Source organism: Paenibacillus sp. WLX2291 (assembly GCF_046603665.1).
Lineage (GTDB): Bacteria > Bacillota > Bacilli > Paenibacillales > Paenibacillaceae > Saccharibacillus.
Window position 1 is genome coordinate 5,416,557 of sequence record NZ_CP176755.1, and the last position, 12,804, is coordinate 5,429,360.

Consider the following 12,804-nt stretch of genomic DNA (forward strand, 5'->3'; position numbering starts at 1 on the left):
CTATGAAATCATCATTTAAACTCAGTACTCAGGTGTATGTCATGCTCGCCTTTATGTTGGTCATGGCGCTAGGGATTCAGGCAACCCGCTCAGACGCCATTCTGCAATTAAAGGGAGCGCAGAACCATGTCTCCAATCTGTCGCAGCTCAAGCAGGACGAAACGAATGCACTCACAGCCGCTCAAGTTACAACACTACCGCAAGAACGGCGTATGCTGGTGCTGTTCGACGACACCGATCCAGCCAGCACCAAGATTCGTAACAACGCCGATCATATGCTCACCTATATGAAAATCAATCACGATCTGGTGAATGTCAGTACCTTTTCCGGGGAAACGTCCAAGTATAGCGGCGTGATCCTCACCATGTCGAGTCTGGGCAAACTGCCAGATAACCGCTGGATCGATAGCTATGTACATAATGGCGGCAGTCTTCTGCTCACCTCTATGCCGCAGCTGGATCAAGATCTGTACCAATATTACCGCAAAATGGGCATCATTGAGCTGGGCGGCTATCTGACCTCTACCGGCTTGGAGCTGACTAGCAATGTGCTACTAAATGACAAAAATGCGCATTACAGCGCCGCATTGATCCAAAATGGCTCTGTGCGTGTGCGTCTTGGCAAAGATAGCATCGTACACGCCGTCAGTGACGAGCATGTACCGCTACTATGGGAAACGCCGTATGGCAAAGGACGCTTCGTCGTCTTTAACGGCTCTATGTTTCAGGAGAAAACAAGTCGCGGTCTGTTGTCCGGCGCGATGACGCTGATGAACCGGGATGTGATCTACCCGGTACTCAATGTGGCGCTAATGTATATCGATGACTTCCCTGCTCCGATTCCGGCGGGAACAAACGATAAAGTGTACAAGGAATATCACCGCAATACCGTTCGTTTTTACAAAGATATCTGGTGGCCGGATATGCTGAAAATCATGGCAGAGCATAACTTCAAGCTTACTGGTGTCGTTATCCAGACGTACAACAATCAGGTGAAGCCGCCATTCGGGCAATATACCGATGCGGACAGTCTGAATCTGACTCTGTTCGGTCGCGAGCTAATCAAACAGGGCGGAGAAATTGGTATTCACGGGTACAATCACCAGTCGCTAACGACCCAATCCCGTATCTCCGACAGCTTCGGTTATAACGTTTGGCCTGACCAGAAAAGTATGGCGGACTCGATTGCGACCGTAGCATCGTTTATCCACCAATCGTTCAGCAATTACAAATTAACGACCTATGTACCGCCCTCCAATGCGCTGGATCAGGATGGACGCGAAGCGCTGAAGCGTGCATGGCCTGATCTGAAGACGATCTCGTCCGTGTACAGCGAAGACCCGGAGAACCGTTCCTATGTACAAGAATTTGAAGTGTCGGCAGATGGTATCGCTGAATTGCCGCGCATTTCGTCCGGCTTTATGACCGACGAGTTCAATGACTGGGCGACCGCCAATGCGATGACTTCGCTCGGCGTCTTTTCCCACTTTGTGCATCCTGATGATATTTTGGACCCGGATCGCAGTCATGCGTATAACTGGGAACAGATGCGTGATATGTTTGATAAATTTATCGACCAGTCGACTGCTCGCTATCCGTGGTTACGTCCCATGACCGCATCGGAAGCGACGGCAGAGCTGCAACGGTATCAGGTAAGCGAACCGCATTTTGTATATGGAAGCAATGAAATTGACGGCTATATTAACCACTACACGGCAGGCTCGCTGTATTATGTACTGCGCACTGACCGCAAGATTACGTCGCAGACCAACTGCCGGGTCACACGAATCGATGACGAATCGTATCTGGTGGAAGTGAATGCTGATACGTTCAAGCTCGGCTTGGGAGGGAATGCACAATGAGAATTTGTATCGTAGCGGAAGGTTCGTATCCGTATGTAACTGGCGGTGTGTCCAGTTGGATTCACTCGCTGGCACGCAATATGCCAGAGCATGAATTTGTCATTTATGCGATTGCAGCTGAGCGCAAGCAGCAAGGCAAATTCAAATACACCCTGCCGGACAACATCGTGGAAGTCCGTGAGATTTTCCTTGATGAATATATGCAGCTGGATGGTGAATGGGGGCATCAGCTACGGCTGCATGCACATCAACGGCAGGCGATTACGTCGCTAATCTCCGGTGAAGGGGAGCTGGACTGGCGCCAGATCTTCGATGTGCTATGTGATCGCAAGCTGGGCAATCCGGCTAATTTCCTCATGAGCCGCGATTTCTTCGATATTATGAGCAAGCTGTGTGAGGAGAAGTATGAACAGCTGCCATTCACCGAGATGTTCTGGACGGTGCGCTCGATGATTCTACCACTGCTATTAACAGTGCAAAAGCCGCTACCGGAGGCGGATGTGTACCATGCCGTCTCTACCGGATATGCAGGCGTGCTCGCAAGTCTCGGCAAATATTTGTACAACAAGCCTGTGCTGCTGACCGAGCACGGCATCTACTCGCGTGAGCGTGAGGAAGAGATTATCAAGGCGGATTGGGTAGACGGTTATTTCAAAGATATTTGGATTCGATACTTCTATACCCTCTCCACCTGTGCGTATCAGTATGCAGACGAAGTGATTACATTGTTCGGGCGCAACCGCGAGATTCAGATCGAACTAGGCTGTGACGAGGAGAAAATCAGTATCGTTCCTAACGGTGTTACATCCAGCGATTATGTGAATCTGCCAATGAAGCCCGCAGGTGAGCCGATCTATATTGGCGGCATCGTGCGCGTCGTACCGATCAAGGACATCAAGACGATGATTCAGAGCTTCCAGATTGTGAAGCGTCAGGTGCCGCAGGCGAAATTTTTCATTATGGGACCGTATGAAGAAGACCCTGATTATTATGAGGAATGTCGGTTGATGGTAGAGCTGCTGAAGATTGACGATGTGATCTTCACCGGTAGCATCAATGTCAAAGAATATATTGGACAGATGGATATTCTCGTACTGACCAGCATCAGCGAAGGACAACCACTCGCTGTGCTGGAAGGGCTCGCAGCCGGCAAACCGATGGTTACGACCGACGTCGGTAGCTGCAAGGAGCTGATCTACGGCAATCATGACGACTTCGGCATAGCTGGAAGCGTCGTGCCTGTCATGAGCTATGAGCGCATTGGCGATGCGATCGTCCAGCTGTGCAAAAGCGAAGAGCAACGTCTACAAATGGGCGAAAATGGACGCAAGCGCGTCAGCAACCTGTATACGAATCACAACTTTATTTCCAGCTATCAACAGCTGTATCAGACGTATGGAGGAGTACAATCATGGCCGGTATCGGTTTCGAATTAAAAAAGCTGTTTGATAAAAACGGACTGGTCAACAAGGCAAAAGCCTACACCTACTCCTCGCTGATTACGATTGGGCCGATGCTGCTCTGTATCGTGATGGTGGCGGTGTTCAACTGGATGATGCGGCAGGCGGGCGTGGACTTTTTGAATGTGGAATTGTTCCAAAGCTCGGTTATTTACGCGTTTATTTTCTCCTATATTATGAGCAGCATGATGACGATGTATCTGACGCGGGTCAGCTCGGACTTTCTAAATGAAGGGTATCACAATGCGCTGCTGCCCTCACTATATGGCAGTATTCAGATTACGCTAATTGCCGGTGCAATTCCGGCATTGATCTTTCTGATCGTCACGCCGTTGCCGCTGTCGGTGAAGACCGGATTGTTTCTGCTGTTCATGCTGCTCATCATGATCTGGAATCAGGTTGTGTATGTATCAGCGATGAAAAATTTCCGCCGCATCGTGGGTGCCTTTGCCTGCGGAGCGGTCGTGTCGATCGGCGCACTATCGATCATTCTCTATCTGACGCCGCTGCGCACGGCTTCGTCGGCGCTGTTCTCGTTTGACTCTGGATTTCTAGTGACAGCGGGCATGCTGATGGTGCAGATTGAGCGGTATTTCAAGCCAGGCAAAACGGTATCGAACTTCTCGTTTCTCGCCTTTTTGCGACGCTATCCGTCGCTCATTGTTATCGGTATTCTGAATGCGGTCGGCTTGTTTGCGCACCAGTTTATCCAGTGGTTCGGGCCGTCAGGCGTTGTGATCAGCGATGCGTTTCTGATGGCGCCGCAGTATGATGTGGCGGTATTTTGCGCCTTTTTGTCGGCGGTTCCGACGTTGATCGTCTTCGTCGTCTCGCTTGAAACGAGCTTTTATCCCAAATTCCGCAATTATTACGACTATATTCTGTCCAAAGGCTCGATTATGGACATCAACCGGGCGCGGACGGAGATGTATCAGGTGTTGGGGCAGCAGTTTACGCTGATGATGGGCATTCAGATGATTTTCTCGATTATTTCTATCGCCCTTGGCATCCGCTTCCTGCCGCTAATGGGCTTTACGTCCACGCAGATCGATCTGTTCAATCTGCTGGTGATCGGCTATTTTGCCTATATTATTTATAATGTCGTGTCACTTGTGCTGCTGTACTTTGACGATCGCAAAGGGGTGCTGTGGCTAGCGATTGCGTTTCTCGGCATGAACACGGGCTTCACCGCGATCTCGGTATGGCTGAACGATCAAGGCTTTTCATTTTTTGCGGCATCGTTTCTTACACTGCTGCTGGCGCTGGCACGCATTATCCATGTGCTGAACCATATCAATTACTACACATTCAGCGCTCAACCACTGGTCGCGCGCCAGACCGAGAATCGCTTCGGCCCGCTGCTGAAGCGCTAGCAAGAGGAGGACGTCATGAAGATGTATATCAAAGCTTCGGTGCTGCTAACCGGTGTGCTAGGCATGGTCATTATCGCGGGCTGTCAACATGAGACACCGCTGCCTGCCATCGCTACCAACACCGGCACAGCCGAAGCGGCAGCCACTTATCATCCGCGGCTGGAGGACAATGTGACCGTCTACAAGGGCGATACACAGGATACGGCGATCGACTTTTACCTAACGATTACGAAGGACAATCTGACCGCCGAATCGCCGCAAAGCTGGAACGGTCTGAATGAGATTACACTGCCGGAACATAACACCGCTGACAAAGGTGTCAATGCCATCATTCAAGAGGGCAATAGCAAAGGCCCGACGCAGGGCAAATTCGGCTATGACATCAAACAGCCGAACGCCTTCGTCAAGCTACGTGGTAAATCGACGCTCAGCTCGCACCAAAAAGCATATAAAATCAGCCTGTACAAGGACGCTGGCGAATGGCGCAGTCAGTCTACGATCAATCTGGTGAAAAGCGCCTATGATTTTAGCCGGATGCGCAATAAGCTCAGCTATGATCTGTTTCAGGGCATACCGGACTTCACCAGTCTACGCACGCAGTATGTGCATCTGCATGTCAAAGATCTGACTGCGGCAAGCACATCGTCGTCATGGCAAGATTACGGACTGTACACGCAGGTAGAGCAGCCGAACCGCAGCTTCCTGAAATCGCATGGGCTTGATCCGAACGGACAATTGTACAAGGCGTCCAATTTTGAATTTTACCGATATCCAGATCAACTCAAGCTGACAAGTGACCCTGCCTACAAGCAAACAAGCTTTGAATCGGTGCTGGAAATTAAGGGCAATTCCGATCATACCAAGCTGCTCAAGATGCTGGACGATCTGAACGATACGACGCAGGATTTTGATACGGTTTTTGACAAATATTTTGACCGTGATAACTTCCTCACATGGATGGCGATCAATATTCTGACCGACAATATCGATACCCAGACGCAGAACTTCATGCTGTATTCGCCGCTCAATTCCAACACATGGTACTTCCTGCCGTGGGACTATGACGGCGCATGGGGCTTTTACGATGACGATACAGCGCGGCGCGCTCCGTGGAAAGCTGGTCTGGCGAACTACTGGGGCAGTCAGTTGCAAAATCGCTTTTTCAAAAACCCGGACAATGTGCAGGCGTTGCAAGACAAGATCAAGCAGTTACAATCCGTCTTCAATCGTACCAATACCGAAAAGCATGTGGATATGTATCGCAACATCACCGAATCGTTTGTGTATACAATGCCCGACCTTGGCAATCTGCCAGAGCCAATTGAGAATTACAAGCACGAGGTCGATCATCTGATGGACATTCCCGAGGAATCGGTAGCACGGTTTGAAAAGATGCTGCAATACCCGATGCCATTCTTCATGGGCGATGTACAGCAGACCGGTGAACAGCTAACATTCCGCTGGGACAACTCATACGATTTGCAGGCAGACGATATTACATACCGCTTCCTCATCTCCCGCTCGCCCAATCTGACCAATCCGCTGCAACGTCAGGCTGCGCTCAAAGCCAACGAAGTGAACGTCAGCGGGCTGACGCCGGGGCGTTATTATTGGAGCGTGACAGCAGTAGACAGTCAGCAGCATGAGATGCCCGCCTTTGACATTTATGAGGATTTGGACAATGTGAATCATTACGGGGTGCGTGAATTTTATGTCAAATAAACCGTGGTCAAGGCTTAGCGTGCTGGCACTGCTGCTTCTGCTGACTGGTTGTAGTATCCCATCTGGGTGGATGCCGTGGGATCTGCACGACAACCGGAGCGACCGGCAGCAAAGTGCCTACGCAGCGGGCAAGCTGGCAGACAACAGCGCCGTCTATGACAGCGATCCGCAGGATGTGATCACGAATCTGTACGTAACGATTATGCATCAGAATCTGGATCGCAAAACTCCGTACAGCTGGCGCGATCTGAACGGCATCAACCAACCACAAGACGATGACGGACGCTCGCTGGATGCTATTTTCCAAGAGGGCGACGATACTGGTCCCGTGCATGGCATGTTCGGCTATTCGGATTATCAGGTGAATAGTTCTATCTCGCTGCGCGGCACAGATTCGGTCAAATCGGCGCAGAAATCGTATAAGATCAAGCTGAACGGACAGGCTGGCGCGTGGCGCGATCAATCCACCATCAATCTGGTCAAATCCGTCGGTGATCTGACGCGGCTGCGCAACAAGCTAAGCTTCGACTATATCCGCTCCTTGCCAGATATGGTAAGTATGCGTACTAGCTTCGTCCGTCTGCATGTCAAAGACCTATCGCGTGACGATGCGGTCGATGAATTTACAGATTACGGATTGTATACGCAGATTGAACAGCCAAACAAGGCGTTTCTACGGGCGCATGGGCTGGATTCCAGTGGTTCCCTGTATAAGGCGGAGAACTTTACTTTTGACCGCAGCCCGAACACGCTGAAGCTAGAGGACGATCCTGCCTTTGACAAATCCAAGTTTCAGGATGTGCTACAAATCAAGGGTAGCCGGGATCACCAGAAATTACTGAATATGCTGGACGAGCTGAACGGCGCTACAGCTGAGCAGTGGGACGCCGTGTTTCACCAGCATTTTGACGAGAATAATTTCTTGACGTGGCTCGCGACCAATATTCTCATGGATCAGAGCAATGCTGCTTCGGACAATTACCTGCTCTACTCACCGACCGAATCGGACAAATGGTTCTTCATCCCGTGGGATTACGACGATGCGTGGGGACGTACACCGACTAAGGAACTCGCACCGTGGCAGCATGGTCTTGCCGCTTATTGGCAAAACCGCCTCGTGCAGCAGTATTTTCATGAACCAGGGCATGTACAGCAATTGCAGGATAAGCTAGACGAACTACGCAAGATCATCACCCCGGAGCAAACAAAGCAAACAATCGCCGCCTATCGCAAAGTGATCGATCCCGTACTGGAGCAATCCGGCGATCCCGGTTATCTGCCCGGTACACTGTATGATCGCAATGCCGAGTTGCAGACATTGCCGGATATGAGTGAGCAGAGTGCGAAGGCATTTGTCCAAGGCTTGCAAGCGCCGATGCCATTTTCCCTGCATGAACCGCAGACGCGTAATGGCGCGCTTCACTTGAGCTGGGATGCTTCCTACGATTTACAGCATGAACCGCTAACATACAAGCTCACTATCTCTCGCAGTCCGGCGATGAGTCAGCCACTCATACAGATCGACAACGGATCGAATACCGAAGCAGAGGTGGAATCACTGGAAAGCGGACGCTACTTCTGGACGGTCACGGCTACGGACAAGAGCGGTCATACTGCCATACCGTACGATGTCTACACAGATATTGACGACATCGTGTACTACGGAGTGCGCCAATGGTATGTGCAATAAGCAGGAAAGGGGACAATACACTTGCGCTTTGACAACAAACGTCTTCGGCATGAGCTGAAGTATTATATCGCACCAAACGAATACGAAGGATTACGCCGCCGCGTAGCAACCGTGATGCGGCTGGATCGCAATTCTACCGATAGGGATGGCTATCATATCCGCAGTCTGTATTTTGACAATATTCAGGAAACCGCGCTGTTTGATAAAAACAACGGTGCCTTTCGCCGCAAAAAGTACCGCATCCGCATCTACAACAAAAGCGATGCCGTCATCAAGCTGGAACGCAAAAGCAAATACAACGAATTCACCGCCAAAGAATCAGCAACGATCACCCGCGAACAATTCGACTGTATCATGCACGGAGATACCGGCTTTCTGCTGGATTCCGGCAATCTGCTGATGCGCGACTTTTACTACGATATGCTGCACGGTCAGCTCAAACCAGCAGTCGTGGTCGATTATGTGCGCGAAGCTTACATTTACCCGGTGAGCGATGTGCGCATTACATTCGACAAATATCTGTGTGCGGGTGTGCAGTCTTTTGACATTTTCGATCCAGATCTGGTGACGATGGAATCCGTCGACGGTCCACGCCAGATTCTCGAAGTGAAGTACAACCAATTTCTGCCGGATTTTATTAAGCATCTGGTGCAATTATCCTCGCACAACCGCTCCACCATCTCCAAATATGTACTGTGCAAGGAACGACAAAAAGTGTTTACAGGCTGACGCCAGCCTGAAGGGGGATAACCATAATGAATGAAACAACGAATTTTAGCGATGTGATCAAAAAAAGCTTTCTCCAACTCGATTCGTTCAATCAGGTTTCGTTTATCGAGATGTTCTGGAGCCTTCTGATCGCCTTCGGTCTGGGGATGCTGATCTACTGGGTGTATCGCAAATGCTATCGCGGTGTCGTATACAGCCATAATTACAACGTCTCGTTTGTCCTGATGACGATCATCACGGCACTGATCATTATGACCATCAGCAGCAATATCGTGCTATCGCTTGGTATGGTCGGCGCGCTCAGTATCGTGCGTTTCCGTACCGCCGTGAAGGACCCGATGGACATCATGTTCATGTTCTGGTCGATCTCCGCCGGGATCGCTACGGGTGCGACACTATACGCCTTTGCCATCGTCGGCTCGATTGTAATCACGCTCGTCATCTTCTTCATGGCACGCCGTCAGAACAGCGATGCACCGTATTTGCTCGTGATTCATTTCGACGATGAAGCTGCCGAGCCAGTGAAGATTGCACTACGCAAGCTGAAATACGTACTCAAGTCCAAAACCGTACGCAAACATGTGACCGAGATGACGGTCGAGATTCGTCTGAAAGACCCGGATGATACGCAGTTTATTAATGAGCTGTCGAATGTGAACGGGGTGTCGGATGTAGTGCTGGTGAGTTATAACGGGGATTATGCACAGTGAGGATTGATGCAGGTGAATCCATGCCTGTTGTAGATGCAATATGTTAAGGAATGATTAGAAATAAGATTGGCTCGCTGGATACACTGTATAGTAATTAAGTAAGGCTGTTGGAAGGCACGGGAGGTAATGCCCTGAACTTCGACAGCCTTTTTTACATTTTGTAAAAATAATTTTTACTATCATAAAAATATAAATGATATACTTTTACTATACTTAAAAGAGGAGGTGTTTTACCAATGACAGATTTCTTCTCTCATCAGCAGCACATTGCTCAAAATCTGACTGCCTTTATCCGTCTGAAAGGATATTCCAAATTGTCCTTTTCCAAGTTGACAGGAATCTCTCGTCCCACTGTAGATCAAATTCTAAAAAGTGAAAGTCCCAATCCGACCCTCTACAATCAGCAGATTGCCAAAATCACGCAGACGTTTCAGCTACCTGATGATTATTTGTTGCGAAATCAGCCGGAACTACTACCGACTTCCCATTCTCCATACGCTTTTTCAGATCATGCAAAAGGAAGCGAGCGAACCCCGGAAGCTAAAGAACTGCTGGAAGGATTGGATCATATCCTTGATCTCTATTCGATGTATATCAAGTAAGGAGGTGTCTACATGCTATGCGAATAACTAGCGAGAATCTGGATGTAACGATTCAACGCAATCAGCAAATTGCCCGCCAAGTGGAGCAGCATATTCAATATATAGAGACTCGCATTATCAAATGGAAATACCTGCCGGTTGAGCAGCAAGCATTGGAGATTCTAAAGGAACATCATCTCATCGAACTGCCCATTCCCGATGAAGATTGGGGCGGCGCTATTCGCACATTTGCCAATGGTCGTATCGTTCCAATTATCAATACTGCACAACCGCGTGTGTATCAGTATTTTATTTACTGGCATGAAGTTTTTCATGTGACTGAATATGAAGAAATGCAGCAGCATACGAAGGATTATGCTATTTTTACCGAATTTGATCTTAACGAACGCAAAGCCGATTATTTTGCCAGTCAAATGATTTTCGGACAATCTGATCTATACGATTATTATCATTCGCTTCAATATGATGACTTTCATGTCAATATCGCACATTGCATCAAATCGTTCAAAGCGCCGTACAAAGCCGTTCTTATTCAGTTGTATCAAAGCGCTAGCCAACAGCGTAATGAGTCATTAAAAGCTATAATCAAAGCCAATTTTGATACACGACTTACAACTGAACAATGGTCACATCTGTTTCAGCAATATTCTTTGGACGACAGTTTGATTAAACCGTCCTTCGTACTGAATCTATCACCAATCAAGTCCGCCATTCAGACGGAAATTAAGCAACATCCCGACGTAGCAATGTATAGAGAAAATCTGGATTATGTAAAGCAATGGGAAGCAACGTATACGATCATCCAGCGGAAACTAAAGGAGCAGTCCAATGGGTAATTACAGCCAAATCAATACCATATTGAGAAATGCTACGCATGCCAAAATTCTACTATTGGATAACAACAATCTGCAATTTTACTATCAATATGAAGATATACTGCCTAAGTCTGAAATGTTTGCACCATATGATCTCGTGCTTATTCCGGGATGGGTGCAAGCAGAATATGCTCATCATGCGAGAAAATCGAACTATATATCGAATATACCAGTCCCAACTTATGTTATTGATGAGTTTGAAGATTATCTGCCTCTGTTGGAATACAATGATCTAAAATTATTAGCGCTGTTCCGACTTAGTTCTGTCCATTCGGAAGCACTCCAATTTTTTGGACGGTATCGCCATCTTCATGCCGAAGAATTGCCAGATGACTGGCTGGAGCAATTTTATGATCATGGTTTCACTACAAAACAGACGAACACACGTATCACCAAGAAAAATGCGGGCGAAGTTTCGCTGGTCACTTTATGCTTTTGCTTGTTGCATCACTACCACACGCAAATTCAACATCTCACAATTGCTTCGACAGACTTTGGCATTATAAAGATCAAAGATAGAGTGTTACAAGAATCGCAATACGCTCCCTTTTATGGCTGCTTTTCCGCGCATCCACCGATTTCTTTTTTGAGCACCGATGTATCCATCTATCGCGCGGTGAAACAAGGAACGCTGGCGATACAGGATATCCCGCGTCTTCGACCTAATCCCAAGTCTGCCCAATACATACAGCATCATGCGGATCATACTTCAACCCTTCATAGTCATGTGCTCACGTTAGATCAGTTTATGGTCATATGCAATGACACGGACAACTATACTTTTATTTTTTAGATCATTCCTTCCCTTACAGTAAAGCTTGACTCTCCCCTGCCCGATACTCTAGCGGGGATACGCCTGTCCAGCGCTTGAACTGGCGGCTAAAGTGGGACGCATTTTTGTATCCCAATCGTTTGCTGATGGACTGGATCGACAGCTCGGGCTTTTTGATCAATGCTCGGGCTTCTTTTAGTTTGAGCTGGGACAGGTAATGACGCGGGGAGCAGCCGTATACTTTTTTGAACACTTCATAACCGTACCCCGGACTCAGCCCGACCGATTGAATGATGCGTTCAATATGCAGCCCTTCATCGTCCGGCTCATTGTATTCGGGATGCAGCACCTGCTGCTTGAACGATGTTTTGATCATTTCGGCGATTTCTTTGGCATATTTGGAGCTGTTGATGCTCGCCGGATGAACCGGAGCGCCGCTCTGCTCCATCATCTTGTCCAGCAGAATGAGCAGCTCGGACAGCACGATCTGCACTTCCATTTTCGTACGGAACGAATACGGTGTGTCGTGATTAATCATATGCACCCATCGCTTCAGTATCCGCTGTAATTCGCCATTATACTCCTGATCCTGACGGTAAATGAGATCGCACTTCTGCACCATATTCATAATAAACGGCGCATCATCAATATCAAAATGGGCGCAAAAATACGTCATCCCTTCCGCATGGGTACACTGAATCTCATGGTGAAATCCCGGTGGGATGATTAGAATATCGCCTTTTCCCAGTTCATATGTATCCTGTTCAATGCATGTACGTTGTCCACCTTCCAGCACCCAGATAATCTCAAACGCCAGATGCAGATTGGATGGCACATACCAGCCATGCTCCACTTTCTGGGTATGGGCGCCGAAAAAACTAATATTCCAATCCAATACTGGAAGACGCTGGGCATTATGCAGTAGCGGGTTATATTCGCTCATCTTCATCACCTTTGTTTTGGGTAAATTGTTCCCCGGGATTGACTATATCCATTTTACATCATATTC

At 48.4% G+C, this 12,804-nt stretch carries 11 protein-coding genes; 10 read left to right on the forward strand and 1 reads right to left on the reverse strand.

Annotated elements, in window-relative coordinates; all coding sequences use genetic code 11:
* Window positions 1–2 precede the first annotated feature (2 nt).
* From ACDE64_RS23160 to ACDE64_RS23205, 10 genes are all read left to right on the forward strand, one after another.
* On the forward strand, window positions 3–1,862 hold the full coding sequence (locus ACDE64_RS23160) for a DUF2194 domain-containing protein (RefSeq protein ID WP_411348478.1): 1,860 nt from the start codon (window positions 3–5) through the stop codon (window positions 1,860–1,862).
* Window positions 1,859–3,298: a GT4 family glycosyltransferase PelF gene (pelF, locus tag ACDE64_RS23165; protein WP_411348479.1), complete on the forward strand. Its 1,440-nt coding sequence runs from the start codon at window positions 1,859–1,861 to the stop codon at window positions 3,296–3,298. The genes ACDE64_RS23160 and pelF overlap by 4 nt, the downstream gene beginning before the upstream one ends.
* Window positions 3,274–4,695 (forward strand): exopolysaccharide Pel transporter PelG, encoded by a 1,422-nt coding sequence (gene pelG / locus ACDE64_RS23170; RefSeq protein WP_411348480.1) that lies wholly within the window; start codon window positions 3,274–3,276, stop codon window positions 4,693–4,695. Before pelF ends, pelG begins: the two co-directional genes overlap by 25 nt.
* A gap of 15 nt (window positions 4,696–4,710) precedes the next feature.
* Window positions 4,711–6,417: a CotH kinase family protein gene (locus tag ACDE64_RS23175; RefSeq protein WP_411348481.1), complete on the forward strand. Its 1,707-nt coding sequence runs from the start codon at window positions 4,711–4,713 to the stop codon at window positions 6,415–6,417.
* Window positions 6,407–8,107: a CotH kinase family protein gene (locus tag ACDE64_RS23180; RefSeq protein WP_411348482.1), complete on the forward strand. Its 1,701-nt coding sequence runs from the start codon at window positions 6,407–6,409 to the stop codon at window positions 8,105–8,107. The genes ACDE64_RS23175 and ACDE64_RS23180 overlap by 11 nt, the downstream gene beginning before the upstream one ends.
* A gap of 21 nt (window positions 8,108–8,128) precedes the next feature.
* Window positions 8,129–8,836 carry a polyphosphate polymerase domain-containing protein gene (locus ACDE64_RS23185; protein ID WP_411348483.1) on the forward strand — a complete coding sequence of 236 codons (708 nt, stop codon included), beginning with the start codon at window positions 8,129–8,131 and terminating at the stop codon, window positions 8,834–8,836.
* 26 nt (window positions 8,837–8,862) lie between these two features.
* On the forward strand, window positions 8,863–9,546 hold the full coding sequence (locus ACDE64_RS23190; RefSeq protein WP_411348484.1) for a DUF4956 domain-containing protein: 684 nt from the start codon (window positions 8,863–8,865) through the stop codon (window positions 9,544–9,546).
* Window positions 9,547–9,782: 236 nt separating this feature from the next.
* Complete coding sequence (locus ACDE64_RS23195; protein WP_411348485.1) at window positions 9,783–10,148, forward strand: XRE family transcriptional regulator; 366 nt, start codon at window positions 9,783–9,785, stop codon at window positions 10,146–10,148.
* A gap of 17 nt (window positions 10,149–10,165) precedes the next feature.
* Window positions 10,166–10,984, forward strand: coding sequence for a hypothetical protein (locus ACDE64_RS23200; protein ID WP_411348486.1), 819 nt, complete (start codon window positions 10,166–10,168; stop codon window positions 10,982–10,984).
* Complete coding sequence (locus tag ACDE64_RS23205; protein WP_411348487.1) at window positions 10,977–11,816, forward strand: hypothetical protein; 840 nt, start codon at window positions 10,977–10,979, stop codon at window positions 11,814–11,816. The genes ACDE64_RS23200 and ACDE64_RS23205 overlap by 8 nt, the downstream gene beginning before the upstream one ends.
* Window positions 11,817–11,829: 13 nt before the next feature.
* Here the strand turns inward: ACDE64_RS23205 and ACDE64_RS23210 are convergent, their stop codons facing one another.
* The gene (locus ACDE64_RS23210) at window positions 11,830–12,738 is read right to left on the reverse strand and encodes a helix-turn-helix domain-containing protein (RefSeq protein WP_411348488.1); all 909 of its coding nucleotides are present in this window, start codon (window positions 12,736–12,738) and stop codon (window positions 11,830–11,832) included.
* Window positions 12,739–12,804: the final 66 nt, after the last annotated feature.